Origin of the sequence: Chitinophaga sp. 30R24, assembly GCF_049056765.1 — a bacterium.
In the GTDB taxonomy this organism is placed as follows: Bacteria; Bacteroidota; Bacteroidia; order Chitinophagales; family Chitinophagaceae; genus Chitinophaga.
The window spans coordinates 823529-840414 of record NZ_JBJGXX010000001.1; the positions used below are offsets into that span (position 1 = coordinate 823529).

The following is a 16886-nucleotide window of genomic DNA, read 5'->3' on the forward strand; positions in this document are numbered from 1 at the left end:
AATTTACGCAAAAATTAATACAGTATTTTGTTATGACCGGTTATCTAAAGCAGTCTTCCATCTTTTTACAGCTCGTAACTTTCATTGGCTTTTTCTTTGGTTTCTTCACCTTATACCTCACAGGACTGGCCGCTATTACGCCTTCCCTAACCGGTCAAAGTCTGGAAGCCATTCAAAATGGAACGTTTACCGATCCTAACCTCGTCGGCTATCTGAAAATTACACAATTCCTGTATACCATTGTTGCCTTCTTTGTACCGGCAGCGCTTTTCGCCTACCTGTGGCAACCTTACCCAGTTAGTTACCTTGGCTTGAAACCAGCACCAAGCGCACTGCAGATCATACTCGCCTTACTGGCTATGTATGGCTGCCTGCCATTAGCTAATCAACTCGGAGAATGGAACCAAACCTGGCCAATCTCCCAAGCAGCCAGAGATGCAGAAGCCATGGCAGAAAAATTGCTGACCGTTATGCTGAAAATGCCTACCCTGAAAGATCTCATTATAAATCTCTTACTCGTTGCTATTATCCCTGCCATGGCGGAAGAATTCTTTTTTCGTGGAATATTACAACGATTGTTGATTAAAAGTACCCGTAATATATGGGTCGGCGTCTTTATTACAGCAGTGCTGTTCAGCGCTATACACGGGGAAATGACCGGCTTTATGCCTCGACTGATCCTCGGTTTCGCCCTTGGCGCTATTTATGTAGTTAGTGGAAACCTATGGTTAAGCATTTTCGCACACGTACTCAACAACGGCTTACAAGTGGTAATGCTGTACCTGTTCCAACATGGTATGGTAAAAGATGATCCGATGAAGGACACCCATATTGAATGGTATTACGTAGCTTTAAGCATTCCGGTAACAATTGGTTTATTTTGGGCATTAAGCAAGAAGTCAGCTCCCATGGCCATGATTGATCCAGTGGAAAAAGACAAGGAAGATGATGATATCAACCATATAGGAACGGATGAAAATTTATAATCATAACACATTAAAGTTGTAATTATGGAAAAGGATTGGGTGAAAATTTTTTCAAGCGACAAGCCTTTCGAAGCCGAAATTGTAAAAGGTATGCTACTCGGTAATGGAATAGAAGCCATATTACTGAACAGGCAATCTTCTTCTTACAACATTACCTTACCCGGACAGGTAGAATTATATGTGCACGCTTCGGTAGAAGAAACAGCCAAAAACCTGGTTCATCAACATAACAACCTACCTACAGGCGATCCTAACGAATTGGAGGAAGAGTAAGTTTTCAGGCACTATGCATTCGAAGAGAATTTGCTCTATCGGGTATTTTTATCCACTTTTGTGGATACATTCAATTACGTAAAGCAATAGGAGAGAGCAGATAGTGATTTTTACCTGCTTATTTTATAGCGCAACAGATATTAGCATAATGAAGACTTTTTTTACCCGCACTGCCTCTGCGCTTGTGTTTGTGGCAGTAATGCTGGGAGGGATCTTATGGACCGATTATTCCTTTTTTCTGCTGTTTTTTTTGATCGGATGCCTGGCGCTGCAGGAATATTTTAAATTATTGCGTCATATAGACCCCGACTATGCAGGGATCTCTTCCTGGCATCAATGGGGCGCCACTATCTCCGGAGCAGCCATATTGCTCACTTTTACCGGTAATAACTTCGCCGTTGCCCATATTCCTACCGGCTTCATTGGCTGGTGGATCACCATCATTTTCCTCATGGTAATGCCATTAGGAGAAGTGTTGATGAGCAAAAATTTTGAATTGAAAAACATCGGTTATTCCGCTATAGGCCTGCTGTATGTAACCATCCCTTTCGGACTGCTGATCTACCTGCGCCTCCATGCCATCGATATTACCTATAAGCCCGGCGAAGTAGGCACTGCTCCCGGTTGGCTGATCCCCCTGCTCCTGATCATTTTTATCTGGATCAATGATACCATGGCTTATATTGTAGGCTCCCTTATTGGCCGTACTCCCTTTGCACCTGCTATTTCCCCTAAAAAAACCATAGAAGGCACCGTGGGGGGAATGATCCTCGCAGTAGCCGCTGCCGGCATATACGGCCATTTCTGGGGTAGCGAATACCTGGCACAGCAACATTGGATCGCATTATCCCTGATTGCAGCTATCTTTGGCACCATCGGCGACCTCATCGAATCTAAACTGAAGAGAATGGCTGGGGTAAAGGATTCCGGCAAAATTATGCCCGGACATGGCGGCTTTCTCGACCGGTTCGACTCCCTTCTCCTTGCGGCCCCCTTCGCCTGGATATACGTTCAATTTTTTATGATACGTTAACAGATGTAATTTTCGCATTCTAAAAAAATCGAATTAAAGTAACTTCGCACTACAATTAAACACCTAAACCATCACTTAATAAGAAAACAATGAAGATCCATCGTGAAGGATTTGCTACCATTTCCCTTGTATTCCTGGTACTGGCGTTAATTAACGGAGCAGTATTTTATTGGTTCGGCAATTCGCCCACACTTTGCTGGACGGTATCCATCATTTCCTTGGTATTCTTCCTGTTCATCGTATCATTCTTCCGTATTCCTTCCAGGCAACATACAACAGGCAACAATCTGGTTATTTCCCCCTGCGATGGTAAAGTAGTGGTGATTGAAGAAGTGTATGAGCCGGAATATTTCAAGGATAAACGCTTGCAGGTATCTATTTTTATGAGCCCTGCCAATGTACACGTAAACCGCAACCCAATCAGCGGCATCGTGAAACTGTCGCAGTACCATCCTGGCAAATACCTGGTAGCCTGGCACCCTAAGTCTTCTACCGAAAACGAACGCCATTCTGTAGTAATAGGCAATGGCAAAACCGATATCTTAGTAAGACAAATTGCCGGTGCGCTGGCCCGCAGGATCGTTAATTACCTGAAACCAGGCATGGAAGTAAGTCAAAATGAAGAAATGGGCTTTATTAAGTTCGGCTCCCGCGTAGACCTTTACCTGCCTATCGGCACAGAAGTAGCTGTAAAACTGGAAGAAGTGGTGAAAGGCGGCGTGTCTGTAATCGCCAAATTGTAAACCCGGATTTTTACTTTTTATATATAAAAAAACAGCGAAGAGGATGATGTCTCCTCTCGCTGTTTTTATTACGTACCGTCCTATTACAGGATATCCCTTAATTCATGTAAGCCATTGATAACGTAAGTAGGCTGGAAGTCTACCGCTGGCTTAGCCGGATTAAAATACACCTGGTCCATTCCCACGCTATGTGCTCCTTTAATGTCCAGCTCCAAAGCATCCCCGATCATAATACTTTCTGATGCGTTCGTACCGGCTTTTGCCATGGCAAAATCAAAGATTTCGCGGTAAGGCTTCAGGCTGCCAGCCATTTCAGAAGTAATAATATGTGTAAAATAATGGTCGATCTCCGCATTTTTCATTTTCAGCAACTGCGTTTCTTCAAAACCATTGGTAATCATATGCATAGGGTACCCTTTTCCTGCCAGGTATTCCAGTGTTTCCTTTGTATGAGGAAATAACGCCTTTTTGTAAGGTAGGATTTGCAGGAACCCTTCGCAAAGACGCTGGGTCAGCACTTCATCGCCAATCCTGAAGTCCAGCAGGGTTAAACGGAAACGTTTGTCGCGCAAATCCTTGCGAGTAATAAATCCTTTACGGAAACGATCCCATAACCGCTCATTGTGCCCTACATATGAAACAGAAAACGCCTCAAAAGATGGCACTCCTCTATCTGCTAAGTTATGGCTGTTATATAGCTCCAGCAAGGTTTCCTGTTCATTTGTTTCAAAGTCCCAGAGCGTATGATCCAGGTCAAAGAAAAGATGTTTATATTTCATAGCGCCGCAAAGGTACGAAATACGCAGGGAAGGGAGTTGTTTCTGTTCATACAGCTATCCTTCATTCAAAGGAAATTCATTATTTTACTGCGATGAATAAAATAACCATGAACGCCGTGATCACAGGCGCCAGCAAAGGCATAGGAAAGGCAATTGCAGAAAAACTGGCCCAGGAAGGCTTTAATATCGCTATTTGTGCAAGACATGCCCCTACCTTGGCGGCAACCGCAGCTGCCCTGCAAGAAAAAAATCCCCAGGGAATAGTGCTGGCCGAAACAGTGGATATGGGAGAAAAAACACAGGTACTGGCTTTTGCAGACAAGATCACGCAAACATTTTCCCATGTGGATATCCTGGTGAATAATGCCGGCATTTTTATTCCCGGCGCCCTGCATCAGGAAGAAGATGGCTTATTGGAAAGGCTAATGGCGGTCAATGTTTACAGCGCCTATCATCTTACCCGCGCCCTTTTACCCCTTATGATCCCACACCGTAAAGGACATATCTTTAACATGTGCTCTACTGCCAGCTATAAAGCGTATCCTAACGGTGGCTCTTATAGCATTACCAAATATGCACTGTTGGGTTTCAGTAAAAATCTGCGGAAAGAGCTGCAGCAACACCACATTAAAGTGACCTCTGTAAGCCCGGGACCTACTTTAACCGCGTCTTGGGATGGTTTTGAGGCGCCTCCCGGCCGTTTGATGCCACCAGAAGATATTGCCAACGTAGTATGGTCTGCCTGGAATCTTGCCCACCAAACCGTGGTGGAAGAAATACTGTTACGGCCTATGCTTGGAGACATTTAACCTTTAAGTTATTCGGGAGGCTAATTGCGGAAAAAAATCCAATCAACAAACTGCCCAAATAATAAATTGTTTAAATGTTTTAACTAACTTTTAACGAGGCCTACTGCGCTTCCAGCGCGGCTTTGGTTAAATTTGTTGACATAATTTATGATGTACAAATTTTTCATAAGGAAGTGTGTTTACTCCATTTTATTCTGTTTAGGACTGGTTACTTGTGCCTCTGCTCAGGAATTCCGTTTTACTACTACCGTGAGCAATAACGCTGTGAGCCAGGATGAACCATTCCAGATCCAGTTTATGCTGGAAAACGGAGTAAACGTTACCAGCTTTACACCACCCAGCTTCAAAGATTTTGAGGTACTGCAAGGGCCTTCCCAAATGCAGGGGCAATCTATCTTCAATGGCAAGCGGTCCGAATATGTTGCATTGAGCTATTTACTGCAACCCAAGAGAGTGGGTAGCTTTACTATTGCTCCCGCCCAGGCGCGCGTAAATGGCAATATTGTAAAGTCGAACCCTGTTTTAATTGAAGTAAGAAAAGGTAGCAGCCAACAGCAACAGGCGCCTTCTTCCGCTTCCGGATTCCCACCCCGCCATGGGCAAGGGGGAGAAGACCTGCCTGAAGGTGTGCTGAAAAAAGGGGAAGATGTCTCTGAAAAATTAAAGAAAAATATATTCCTGAAAGTAGAGGTAGATAAAACCAGCCTTTATGAAGGAGAACAGTTAACCGCCACATATAAACTCTTTACGCGCCTGCCCACTAATTCCAGTGTTACCAAAGTTCCTGCTTTCAAAGGATTTTCTTCTAAAGACATAGAACTTCCCAACCCACCACAGGCTACCGAGGAAAGGCTGAACGGCATTCCTTATAAGGTATTCACTATCCGCAAAACACTGTTGTTCCCTCTCCAGTCCGGCTCTCTGGACCTGGACCCTGTAGAGGTAGACAACCAGGTACGCCTGGTAAAAATGGTAAGCAACAAACGGGGCAACAGGGGCAGAGATCCATTTGAGGATTTCTTCAACGACCCGGCATTCAAAGATCCCTTCTTCGACGACTTCTTTAACCGGCCCGAACTGGAGTATGAGGATGTACCCTACAAAATACAGAGCGCTTCAGTTAAGATCAATGTAAAACCGGTTCCGACAGATGGACGTCCGGCCAGTTACAACGGGGCAGTAGGCCATTTTAACATGACTGCTACTGTGGATAAAACCAGGTTAACTACCGACGATGCCCTCACCTTGAAAGTCACTATCAGCGGACAAGGCAATGTAAATCTGTTAAACACGCCTAAACTGGATATCCCTAGCGGATTCGAACAATTCGATCCAAAAGTAACCGACAACATAGAAAAAAACAGTAACCCGCTTTCCGGTAGCCGCACCTTCGAATATACGCTAATGCCTAAGGAAGCCGGCGATCATATCATACCTGCCGTAGAATTCTCTTATTTCGACCCCACTACCAATGCATATAAAACTTTGCATGCGGAAGCGTTCAATATTCATATTGACCAGGGTAAACATGTAAAAGAAGATAAGCAAGACTTTGGAGTGGCTAAAAATGAACTGGTAAAAAACGATTCCGGCCTGCTTAAATGGACCCGCAACCACCATTGGTTCATTCTCAGTCCCTGGTTTTACATCTTGCTGCTATTGCCTGCATTGATCGTGGTTGCCTTGCTCTTCTACAAACACCGTAAAGATTATAATACCACCAACGCCGCCATGCTTAAACACCGCTACGCCAACAAAGTAGCGCTGAAAAGGCTGGAGCTGGCCGCACGCTATCTGAAAGAAGGAAAAGACAAAGCGTTTTACGAAGAAACTTCCCGCGCTGTTTGGGGGTACCTCAGCTCCAAGCTGAAAATACCCATGGCTGATCTCAGCAAACAACTGGTACAAGACAAACTGAGCGCCAAACAGATCAACGGCAACAATACGCACGAACTGTTTAATCTGATAGATAATTGCGAAGTAGCCTTATATGCACCCAGACAAGACAATCTTAAAATGCAGGGTACTTATGAGCAGGCAGTAAGCATTATCAGTAATCTGGAGAATGCATTGAAGAATTAACTATTAACGAATCGTGAAAATGCTGTATTATAAACAACTAAAACCGGTGCTGATAGCCATTGTACTACTACTGCTGACCTTTTCGGCCAGCAATGCGCAGGCGCCACAAAATCAGCCACAGCAGCGCTTCGAAGAGGCTAATCAACTCTTTAACCAGAGTAAGTATACTGAGGCGGCACACCTGTATCAGCAATTGCTGGATGAAGGCTATGAACAGCCATCCCTTTACTTTAATGCCGGCAACGCCTACTCAAAAACAGGCAAAACCGGGTTGGCAGTGTATAACTACGAAAAAGCGTTACAGTTGTCTCCTAACAATGAGGCCGTAAAACATAATCTGGCTTTGGCCAACCAAAAAGTAACCGGTTTTACAGACGAATTGCCGATGGTATTTTTTCAGCAATGGTGGGTACAGCTGCAGCATTTGCATAAACCTAACGGATGGGCAATAGGCGCCGTTATTTTCTTCTGGCTGCTGCTGGGCGGTATCACCCTGAATAGCATCCTTCCCGGGCTGCAAAACAAATACTTACGCTGGTGCAATTATACTTTGGGCACACTTTGTTTATTATACCTGATAATGGCTGCAGATGCCTATTTTGCCAGCAACAACCATCAATCCGGCATTATCATGACCAATAATATCCGGGCTAAAACCGCTCCCGATCAAAACAGCAGAGATGCCTTTGAGGTTGGGGAAGGCATGAAAGTACATATTTCCGATGCTACGCAGGATTTTTGCAAAATAGAGCTGGCAGATGGCAAAAGCTGTTGGATCAGCTGCGCTTATATTAAGCGGTTATAACTGTTCTATCCGGCAAGCTTCCAATATCACCTTCCTCATTCAGGGAAACAAACTGCAGTGGTAGCACCATAACCACCATATGCGGAACAGCTGGCATTTACATATTGCATGCTGATATTGAGGCGATTGCAGATAGGCTGTTGTGCTGCATTATATACCTGACATGCTTTAATACTGGCTTGCAAACGATATTTTTCACTCATCATGTACAACCTTTCTGCTGCGATATCTATACTGCTCGCCTGTCGTTCGCCAGTAGCATCCAGCATTTCGGCAATCATAATTCCATTATCTTCCAATTGTATAAACAGGCGGTCTTTTTCCTTTCCGATAGTGATCAATAGCTGCCCACCGTTTTTCTGCGGCCTGAGCAACAGCCGATGCCAGATCGCATATTGCACATAAGGCTGGATAATAAGTGGAGGGATCAGGGTAAACTGCTTATTTACTTCAGGCCATACCTTTAGCTGGTAAGTAAATTGCCCCTCAAACCTCAATTGTTCCAATTGTATATATAATTCCAGCGTATCCAGTTCATCTTGCAGGGAGATCCATTCCTTGTTAAAATTACCAATCATCAAACGCATCAAGCGGGAAAACCGGGTAAGGTATAACGATGCCATATCAGTGCTGGTGGTGAGAATATAATGATGAATCGCATTGAGGCTGTTAAATATAAAATGCGGGTCCATCTGCGCCTGGAAAGCATAAAGCTCCAGGTTAATCAACGCATGGTATTCGGTAATTTTTTTCGCTGAAGCTCTTTTGATCTTTCTTTCCCTAAAGGCAAAAAAAACGGCCAGGGTAATGAGACTTAACAAAAAAAACAGCCAGAATGGCCACTGCGCAGCAAAAACTATTTCAGTATAGTAGGCCACTTAACAGGTTTACATCAAAAGGAACTTCTCACAATTAAGTAAAATAAATATCGGGCAATTCAACACCAATAGAAAGAGGGATTTAATATGAGGCAGAATTTTAAAGGAAACCGGGGAGAATGGGCTGAAAAGTGGCAGGGGTACAAACAAATATATCTGTAGCAGTGCAATGATATCACTGCTACAGACAAGTATTAGCTATGCTTCTGTAAATTTATAACCTACTCCTCTTACAGAGTGGAAATAGCGGGAATTGCGGCTATCTTCTTCAAAATATTTACGGAAATTGAGGATAAAATTATCAATAGTACGGGTAGTAGGATATACGTTATATCCCCATACCACCTGCAGGATCTTTTCGCGGGTTACTACCTCTCCTTTATTTTCGATAAGCAACTTAAGCAGCATGGCTTCTTTCTTGCTCAACTCGTAGTGTTTACCATCCTTTCCTACACATTCCTGTGCAGCAAAATCGATCATATTGTTACCAAAGCGGTATACATTAGGAACACTGTCTTTATCCTGTATCTTCTTGTTTTTCACAATCAGCTTTTCTACACGCAGCAAGAGCTCTTCCAGGTTAAAGGGCTTGGTCATATAATCATCACCACCCTTTTTGAGGCCTAGTACGCGGTCTGCGCTGCTGTTTTTGGCGCTGAGAAACAGAATAGGAATTTCGTTGTTCTGAATGCGGATATTTTCGCAAACGGCTATCCCGTCCATTTCAGGCAGCATAATATCCAGTATAATGAGATCGAAATATTCGTTTTTAACTGCTTTCAGCGCAGCTGTGCCATTGTCCACTGCGGTCACCTCATAGCCTTCCAGTTCCAGGTTCAGCTTCAGTGCTTCCTGCAGATTTTCTTCATCTTCCACCAGCAGTATTGATGCCTTTGTCGCTTCCTTCATGTGTTATTGTTTGATTATTACATCGAATCCGGATATTGGGTATTCCTCAATCCGTCATCTAATTTACGCCGTTTGCACGGAATATTCAGACCAGGTTATTTCGAAGCAGCTACCATTAGGCATATTATCTTTCACATCAATATGTCCACCATGCTGCTCTACTATTTTGGCAGTGAGAAAAAGGCCGAGACCCGATCCTTTGGCTTTGCGGGTATTTTCATTGCCCACCCGGTAAAACTTAAGGAATATCCGTTTTTTCTCCTCATCAGGCACGCCGGGGCCTTCGTCTATCACCTGCAGTTTAAGGCCTTCTTTGTTTTCAAACAGCTTTACATAGATAGTAGTGTGTTTAGGCGCATATTTAGCAGCATTTTCCACCAGGTTACTCAACACGATCTGTAAAGTCAGCTTATCTCCTTCCATCCATACATGGGGTAAAATATCGGATTTGATCTGGTGGGTACCAATCCTGTTATCAAGGTCCCGGATACTGTTTTCTATCAGGGTGGAGAAGTCCAGCGGTTCTCTAAAGAGCTGATATTTATGTGTTTCTAACTGGGCGGCCAGCAAAATGTTATTACAAAGCTGGTCGAGCCTGTTGGTTTCACGAATGGTGTTGTTAATGAGCTTTAGCTGTTTTTCTTCGTCAAGCCTATGTTTACGGATAGTCTCGAGGTTAAGTTTAGCTGCTGCGATAGGGGACTTTAGTTCGTGGGTCACTGCCATCATAAAATTCTGCTGCTGCTGGCCAAGCTTCATATGCTTCCATACAGCACGGAAAACAAAGAGCGCTCCGAGCAGGATAATACCCAGGAAAGTTATGCCTTCTCCCACATATTTGAATGCGCGCATTCTTTCCTCCTTGTTGATACGCTGCAACTCAAGCTGGTGCGCCATCTGTTGGGTCTGGCTATCGATGCGCAGGTTAAGGTTTTGCAGTTCAAAACCCTTGATCTGTTCACTTTGCCGGAATAGCAGGATCCCCCACCATACCAGAGCGGCTATTGTATAAGCCAGTACTAAAAAATAAACGAAGGAAACGGATGTTCCTTCCTGCATTTTATTGACAATTCTTTTCATCATGGCCTTGTGCCGGCTTTCTCAATCCGCAAGCCAACATTCATTACATGGGGGAGCGGATTTTGCCGCATATTCTGCTCAAACGTAAACTTATAGATACCTGGTTTATTAAAGACTGCGCGCTGCTGGATAAAAATACGATGTTCAAAAATATCATCCAGGCCGGAACCGGACCATTTACCTGTTACATCCGCCAATGGTAGTTCTACCCGTTGTTCTTTAGGTATACTATCGCCGGGATACTGTGTGCTTATCAACAACCAAATATTGCTGTAGGGATAAGCATCCGTATGTCTGATATTTACGCAAATATTATACAGGCTGGATGTATCTTCTGGTTGTATTTTTACTTCAAAAGACGGCTTATAGTCATAACTCCATTCATGGCCTGGTATTTCCAGGTTCTTCTCGTAGGTATCCAGTTTGGGCGGTTTGCAGGCTGCTGCCAGCAGTAAAAGTCCTGCTGTTGCCAGGAATAGTCTGTTCATACGGTATTGTACCTTACTATAAAACGTTTAAAACTTGTTCTTTGGCTTTCTCCAGTTCGTCCTTCATCAGCACTACCCATTGTTGGATACCGGCGTCGTTGGCTTTGGAGCCGGTAGTATTTATTTCGCGTCCTATTTCCTGCAATACAAATCCCAATTTCTTTCCTTTGGCAGCATCAGCATCTTTAAGTATTTCCCTGAAATAACGCAGGTGGTTTTCCAGGCGGGACAGTTCTTCGGAGATATCCAGTTTTTCCAGGTAGAAGATCAATTCTTGCTCCAGGCGGTTGCTGTCCACGTTTTCTTTACCTACATGTTCAGCCAATAAGCCTTCCAGGCGCTGACGGATCCGGTCTTTACGCAGCGGATCCAGCTCCCGTACCTTTTGCATGGAGGCATCAATGTTATCTATACGTTGCTGCAGGTCTGCTTCAAGCATACGTCCTTCATCCACGCGATGATCATCCAGGTCGGTGAGGGCTTCCTTCAGGGTCTCTGCTACATCCTGCCACTCTTCTTCTGTAATCTGTTCTGTAGCCGGACTTACCACCTCTGGCAGTTTCATCAGCACATTCAGCATATCGCCCTGTGGCAGCTCCAGCTGATTGGCCAGCATGGTAATGGATTGGTAATAATATTTAGCGAGGTCTGTATTAATCACAACCGGCCGGGTAGCACCATTCTGGCGTATATTGATCGTTGCATCCAGGGTGCCCCGTTGCAGCGTTTGCTGCATAAGGGTGCGGATGTCGAACTCATAGGGCTTGAGCAAAGGAGAAAATTTCAGGTTCACCTCAAACTGCTTTCCATTCAGTGATTTGATCTCCACTACGATACTGGTTTCGCCTCTTGTGCTTTCTGCCCTTCCGAAGCCGGTCATTGATTTCAGCATAATACAAATTTGTAAGTGACAAACCTAGTTAAAAAAATCCAAAATCATTCACGCTTTCAGCTTTAGTCCCCGATAAATGTCTTCACGGCTCAGCTGCTTCATTTCTCCAGATTGCATGCCTTCAATGGTAATGTTTTCGATACGATAACGCACAAGCCTCAACGTAGGAAAGCCTACCGCAGCTGTCATACGTCTTACTTGCCGGTTTTTCCCTTCCTGAAGAACCATCCGCAACCAGGGGGCCGGGATACTTTTCCGGAAACGGATAGGCGGGTTGCGGGAAGGCAAGGCTGGCTCTTCCGGAAAAATACTGGCTTTGCAACGCCGGGTATGGTACAGCTTTCCATCTACATGAATATCTACACCTGCTGATAACTCTTTTACCGCAGTCTCCGTTACGGCACCATCTACCTGCACCCAATATTCCCGTTCATGCGCATGCCGCGGCAGTAACAACTGCTGATTCAGGGCCTTATCATTGGTAAGGATCAGTAAGCCCTCACTATCATAATCTAGCCGGCCCACTGGGTATACATCCGTCGGCACCTTAAAAAAATCTGCCAAACAAGCTTTGTTGCCTTCGGGAGTAAACCTGGTTAATACCTCATATGGTTTATAAATAATATAATAATTAAGCGCCACTAGTGCATTCCTTTGGTGAAAGAGCCGTAAATTAGTACTTTTGCGAATTGATATGGCTACACCGTTCCACAATCCTTCATGCCAACACTGTAAGGATCGCTTTTCCTCTATATTCTGCAAAGCGGAAGCCTGTAATCTCGAACAGATTTCAGCCGCTAAAGTCTGTGCTGTTTACAGGAAAGGACAGGTCATCTTCCATGAAGGCGCCTACCCATTTGGCGTATATTGCGTAAACGATGGTAAAATCAAGCTCTCCCATAGTGGCGACGATGGCAGGGAACAGATCATCCGGCTGATCCGCGACGGCGATATTATGGGATATAAGGCGCTGTTGAGCAATGAAAGATATACCGCTACTGCCACCGCACTCGAAGACTCTTCTATCTGCTTTATACCTAAAGATCTGTTTCTCAATATCTTGCAAAAAGATGCCTCCCTCTCTTTTGAAATGATGCGCATCTTATCAAGTGAACTGCGGAAAGCAGAACTAAAAATTACCCATCTGGCCCAAAAACCAGTAAGGGAACGTTTGGCAGAAACACTGCTTTTTATCAAAGAAACGTATGGCCTTGAAGAAGATGGTCAAACCCTCAGCGTCCGGCTTTCCCGCGAAGAAATAGCCAACCTTGTAGGCACCGCCACCGAGTCTGCGATCCGCCTGCTCTCCGAATTCAAAAAAGACGGCATGATAGAATTGGAAGGTAAAAAGATCCGTATGCTGGACATGCCGGAAATTATCCGAACAGCCAACCTGCAAGATTAATAGTAATAAACAGCCGGTAGTATTACGCAATATCCATCGGCTCCTCATTCCTCCCAGCAGCCAATAGCTAACCCCTTATCCGCTCTCCTGATATTTATCATATTCTCCCTTGATACATATCATTGCCCAATCCCACACCTGCTAATACTTTTTCGACCGTACAAAATATCTTCTCCATGTTCGCATATTTCATCATTAATTTCCATGAACTCGCAAAAACTCCGGCAATTACCAATTGCCACCCCTTCTGGAATGAATATAAATTATGCGTAAACGATACCATATAATCATCGAATAATGCCCATTTACTCCTATAAACACGCCCAAACTGTCTGTTACCACTGTGGGGAAGCCTGTATTAATACTGACATTACCCTGGCAGAAAAAAACTTCTGTTGCACCGGGTGCAAACTGGTGTTTGAACTACTGCAACAACATCAACTTTGTGAATATTACGACCTTACTCATCAACCGGGCATTAATCAACGTATAGAGATCCGGAAAGATAAGTTTGCTTTCCTCGACGAAGAAAGCATAACGCAACAACTCATCCTGTTCCGTAATGACACGCAAACTCATGTTTCTTTCTATATCCCTCAAATCCACTGCAGCTCTTGCCTTTGGCTACTGGAAAACCTCCATAAACTGGAACCTGGCATACAGCGTTTAATCGTTAACTTTAGTAATAAGAGGTGCTGATCATCTTCTCCCAACAACACACTTCGCTGAGAAAAGTAGCGGAAATACTCACCTCCATAGGATATAAGCCCTATATCAGCCTGCAAAACCTGCAGCATAAAAAGCCTGGCGCTAACTGTACCCTTATTTACCAACTCGGCATTGCCGGCTTTTGTTTCGGCAATATCATGTTGCTCAGTTTCCCCGACTATTTTGCCGGCAATGGCGGCCTGGACGAACAGCTTAACCACCATATGAACTTTGTACTCACCTCGCCAGTGTTGCTGTACAGCGCACAAGCCTTCTACCGGTCGGCCTGGAGCAGCTTAAAACGAGGGCTCCTCAATATAGATGTACCTATTGTACTAGCGATACTGGTCACTTTTATAAGAAGCCTCACAGAAATAAGCAACGGCCATTCCGGATACTTCGATTCCATGACCGGCATAGTTTTCTTTATGCTCATCGGAAGGGTATTGCAAGACAAAACCTATCATGAACTCTCTTTCGACCGCGATTACACCACTTATTTTCCTATAACCGTTAACGTTATTATTGATAAAAAAGAAATTCCTACTGCTTTACCTAACTTGCAAACCGGCAACACCATTCTTATACACAATAATGAACTGGTGCCGGCAGACGGCATTATTGTAAAAGGTAATGCACTGATAGATTATAGTTTCGTGACTGGCGAATCAGTGCCTGTCAGCAAGTCGGTAGGAGAAATCATTTACGCCGGCGGGCGTCAACTGAAAGACAATCTGGAAATACTTACCATTAAGGAAGTAGCTCAAAGCTATCTGACCAGTTTATCGAACCGGCAAGAGCTAAAAGATAAAGCACCGGAACAAATATCTTTTGTTCATTTGCTTAGTCGCTATTTTACCTGGGTTGTATTGATCATTGCGGCTGTTACAGCCACCTGGTGGGGCATACATAATCCCGCACGGATATGGCCAGCCGTTACCGCTATCCTGATCGTTGCTTGTCCCTGTGCACTGTTACTGGCCTCTTCTTTTACCAACGGGCATATATTGCGCATCCTCAGCCGGCACCAGCTATATCTGCGCAATGCACAGGCTATCGAAAACATGGCTGGCGCTACCCATATTGTATTCGACAAAACAGGCACACTAATCAGTAAAACAGGCAGTTTGGTTCTATATAGGCACCTGGGTAGCCATTGCCATGTTGCATATCATTAACTCCTTTGAATTCCCGCTACCGCTGTTTAAAAGCTACAGCTGGTATGCAGGCGTACAGGATGCATTGGTACAATGGTGGTATGGGCATAATGCTGTAGCTTTCTTTCTCACCACACCTTACCTGGGACTTATGTATTACTTTGTGCCCAAAGCGGCCGCCCGGCCTGTTTATTCTTATCGTTGGTCTATTATCCACTTCTGGTCGCTGATTTTTATTTACATATGGGCAGGACCACACCATCTCCTCTATACCGCACTGCCGGAATGGGCGCAATCGCTCGGTACCGCCTTTAGCATCATGCTGATTGCCCCTTCCTGGGGAGGTATGCTGAATGGCTTCCTCACCTTACGGGGTGCATGGGACCGCGTAAGGGAGGACGCTATCCTGAAATTTTTTGTAGTAGCGCTTACCTGCTATGGTATGGCCACTTTTGAAGGACCCATGCTCTCTTTAAAAAATGTGAATGCGATCAGCCATTATACCGATTGGACCATTGCTCACGTACATGTAGGCGCACTGGGATGGAATGGATTCCTCACATTTGGCATCTTGTATTGGCTGATACCACGCTTGTTCAGCACCTCCTTATATTCCCATAAATGGGCGAATACGCACTTCTGGATAGGAGCCCTCGGCATCATATTTTATGTGGTTCCCCTCTATTGGGCCGCTTTCACACAAAGTATGATGTGGAAACAATTTACAGAAGAAGGACAGCTGAAATACCAATTCCTTGAAACGATTACGACTATTGTACCGATGTATGCCTACGCGCATTAGGAGGTTTGTTATATATCAGTGGGTTAATATTGATGCTCGTGAATCTATATAAAACCGTCCGTAGTGGCACATTTGTAGCCAATGAGGCTGCAGAAATATCAATAAACTCATCCGCAAAACAGGGAAGCACCTGGTCTTTTATTTATTGTCATTTTTAATTGCCAATGTATTGCTCTCCTATATCATAGGCTCCAAAGCATTAGGCGCAATCATTACCGCTCCCTTATCCGAACATACTCTTTTCCGGCGTATTCTATGGTGTATTTGCTTTTATGAGGGAACAGATATGCACTATTCTTTGCCCTTATGGCCGATTACAAGGGGTGCTACTGGATAAAAACTCCTTGTTGGTGTCTTATGATGACGAACGGGGAGAACCCCGCCAAAAGTTCCGTAAAAATGATTCAAACATCCACCATGGTGATTGCATCGATTGCGGGCAATGCATAAAAGTTTGTCCTACGGGAATAGACATAAGAAATGGCACTCAACTGGAATGTATCCACTGCACTGCTTGTATAGATGCTTGCAATTTCATGATGGAAAAAACCGGCCGCGCTAAAGGACTAATACGTTATACGGCTAAAAACAGGATGGCTGGGAAACAGCAACTACGTTTTTCTCCCAGGTTGGCTATATACGCTTTTATGCTGCTGTTGCTGTTCAGTACCATCAGTTTTATACTGGGCAACCGCCCGCCAGTAAGCGGCACCATTATGCGCATTGCAGGTATACTTTACCAGGAACGGGGCACGGATAGTATTGCAAACCAATACCGTGTTAAATTGATTAACAAAACAGATAAGGACATTCCACTCACCCTGCAACTGGAAAATGCAAACGGCGTCATCAACATGATCGGCAACCCGGTAATCCATATGAGACCAGAAGGGCAGGGGGAAGGCACTTTCTTTATTGTACTGCCTAAAGCGCTGTTATATCAGCGGAAATCTACCTTATACATCGGGCTATATGAGCATCAACAACGCATTACCCGTTTACGTACCACCTTTTTAGGCCCGGTACAATAAGCAGACTATTAATTTTAAAACCCTTA

At 44.4% G+C, this 16886-nt stretch carries 19 protein-coding genes; 12 read left to right on the top strand and 7 right to left on the bottom strand.

The annotated features are described in order from the left end of the window. The first annotated feature begins 32 nt into the window (after positions 1 to 32). From ACDQ55_RS03370 to ACDQ55_RS03385, 4 genes are all read left to right on the top strand, one after another. A complete protein-coding gene (locus ACDQ55_RS03370; protein ID WP_420979680.1) occupies positions 33 to 986 on the top strand; it encodes a CPBP family intramembrane glutamic endopeptidase in 954 nt (317 codons plus the stop codon). Positions 987 to 1010: 24 nt separating this feature from the next. Beyond that, entirely contained in the window at positions 1011 to 1259 is a 249-nt protein-coding gene (locus tag ACDQ55_RS03375; RefSeq protein ID WP_420979681.1) for a DUF2007 domain-containing protein, read from the top strand. 148 nt (positions 1260 to 1407) lie between these two features. After that, positions 1408 to 2292: a phosphatidate cytidylyltransferase gene (locus ACDQ55_RS03380; protein ID WP_420979682.1), complete on the top strand. Its 885-nt coding sequence runs from the start codon at positions 1408 to 1410 to the stop codon at positions 2290 to 2292. 89 nt (positions 2293 to 2381) lie between these two features. Further along, positions 2382 to 3035, top strand: coding sequence for a phosphatidylserine decarboxylase family protein (locus tag ACDQ55_RS03385; protein WP_420979683.1), 654 nt, complete (start codon positions 2382 to 2384; stop codon positions 3033 to 3035). An 83-nt stretch (positions 3036 to 3118) separates the two neighbouring features. On the opposite strand, the gene ACDQ55_RS03390 is transcribed toward ACDQ55_RS03385, so the two are convergent. Continuing rightward, a complete protein-coding gene (locus ACDQ55_RS03390; RefSeq protein WP_420979685.1) occupies positions 3119 to 3814 on the bottom strand; it encodes a YjjG family noncanonical pyrimidine nucleotidase in 696 nt (231 codons plus the stop codon). A gap of 92 nt (positions 3815 to 3906) precedes the next feature. On the opposite strand from ACDQ55_RS03390, the gene ACDQ55_RS03395 reads away from it, so the two are divergent. The 3 genes from ACDQ55_RS03395 (at position 3907) to ACDQ55_RS03405 (ending at position 7510) form a co-directional block, all read left to right on the top strand. Further along, complete coding sequence (locus tag ACDQ55_RS03395) at positions 3907 to 4623, top strand: SDR family oxidoreductase (RefSeq protein ID WP_420979686.1); 717 nt, start codon at positions 3907 to 3909, stop codon at positions 4621 to 4623. A gap of 147 nt (positions 4624 to 4770) precedes the next feature. Continuing rightward, positions 4771 to 6705, top strand: a complete 1935-nt coding sequence (locus ACDQ55_RS03400; RefSeq protein ID WP_420979687.1) for a BatD family protein — start codon at positions 4771 to 4773, stop codon at positions 6703 to 6705. A 19-nt stretch (positions 6706 to 6724) separates the two neighbouring features. After that, complete coding sequence (locus ACDQ55_RS03405) at positions 6725 to 7510, top strand: tetratricopeptide repeat protein (RefSeq protein WP_420979689.1); 786 nt, start codon at positions 6725 to 6727, stop codon at positions 7508 to 7510. Between the two features lie 35 nt (positions 7511 to 7545). On the opposite strand, the gene ACDQ55_RS03410 is transcribed toward ACDQ55_RS03405, so the two are convergent. The 6 genes from ACDQ55_RS03410 to ACDQ55_RS03435 form a co-directional block, all read right to left on the bottom strand. Next, positions 7546 to 8388, bottom strand: coding sequence for a sensor histidine kinase (locus ACDQ55_RS03410; RefSeq protein WP_420979690.1), 843 nt, complete (start codon positions 8386 to 8388; stop codon positions 7546 to 7548). Positions 8389 to 8586: 198 nt separating this feature from the next. After that, complete coding sequence (locus ACDQ55_RS03415) at positions 8587 to 9297, bottom strand: response regulator transcription factor (protein ID WP_420979691.1); 711 nt, start codon at positions 9295 to 9297, stop codon at positions 8587 to 8589. 63 nt (positions 9298 to 9360) lie between these two features. Then, a complete protein-coding gene (locus ACDQ55_RS03420; protein WP_420979692.1) occupies positions 9361 to 10380 on the bottom strand; it encodes a sensor histidine kinase in 1020 nt (339 codons plus the stop codon). After that, positions 10377 to 10865 carry a gliding motility lipoprotein GldH gene (locus ACDQ55_RS03425; RefSeq protein WP_420979693.1) on the bottom strand — a complete coding sequence of 163 codons (489 nt, stop codon included), beginning with the start codon at positions 10863 to 10865 and terminating at the stop codon, positions 10377 to 10379. Before ACDQ55_RS03425 ends, ACDQ55_RS03420 begins: the two co-directional genes overlap by 4 nt. A 16-nt stretch (positions 10866 to 10881) precedes the next feature. Beyond that, entirely contained in the window at positions 10882 to 11757 is an 876-nt protein-coding gene (locus ACDQ55_RS03430; protein ID WP_420979694.1) for a YicC/YloC family endoribonuclease, read from the bottom strand. A gap of 48 nt (positions 11758 to 11805) precedes the next feature. Next, a complete protein-coding gene (locus ACDQ55_RS03435) occupies positions 11806 to 12399 on the bottom strand; it encodes a pseudouridine synthase (protein ID WP_420979695.1) in 594 nt (197 codons plus the stop codon). Between the two features lie 40 nt (positions 12400 to 12439). On the opposite strand from ACDQ55_RS03435, the gene ACDQ55_RS03440 reads away from it, so the two are divergent. The 5 genes from ACDQ55_RS03440 to ACDQ55_RS03460 all read left to right on the top strand — a co-directional run bounded on the left by ACDQ55_RS03440 (position 12440) and on the right by ACDQ55_RS03460 (position 16860). Beyond that, positions 12440 to 13162: a Crp/Fnr family transcriptional regulator gene (locus ACDQ55_RS03440; RefSeq protein ID WP_420979696.1), complete on the top strand. Its 723-nt coding sequence runs from the start codon at positions 12440 to 12442 to the stop codon at positions 13160 to 13162. Positions 13163 to 13459: 297 nt separating this feature from the next. Then, entirely contained in the window at positions 13460 to 13861 is a 402-nt protein-coding gene (locus tag ACDQ55_RS03445; RefSeq protein ID WP_420979697.1) for a heavy metal translocating P-type ATPase metal-binding domain-containing protein, read from the top strand. Beyond that, positions 13855 to 15048 (top strand): heavy metal translocating P-type ATPase, encoded by a 1194-nt coding sequence (locus ACDQ55_RS03450; protein WP_420979699.1) that lies wholly within the window; start codon positions 13855 to 13857, stop codon positions 15046 to 15048. Before ACDQ55_RS03445 ends, ACDQ55_RS03450 begins: the two co-directional genes overlap by 7 nt. Continuing rightward, the gene (locus ACDQ55_RS03455; RefSeq protein ID WP_420979700.1) at positions 15032 to 15829 is read left to right on the top strand and encodes a cbb3-type cytochrome c oxidase subunit I; all 798 of its coding nucleotides are present in this window, start codon (positions 15032 to 15034) and stop codon (positions 15827 to 15829) included. Before ACDQ55_RS03450 ends, ACDQ55_RS03455 begins: the two co-directional genes overlap by 17 nt. A 272-nt stretch (positions 15830 to 16101) precedes the next feature. Further along, entirely contained in the window at positions 16102 to 16860 is a 759-nt protein-coding gene (locus ACDQ55_RS03460) for a 4Fe-4S dicluster domain-containing protein (protein ID WP_420979701.1), read from the top strand. Positions 16861 to 16886: the final 26 nt, after the last annotated feature.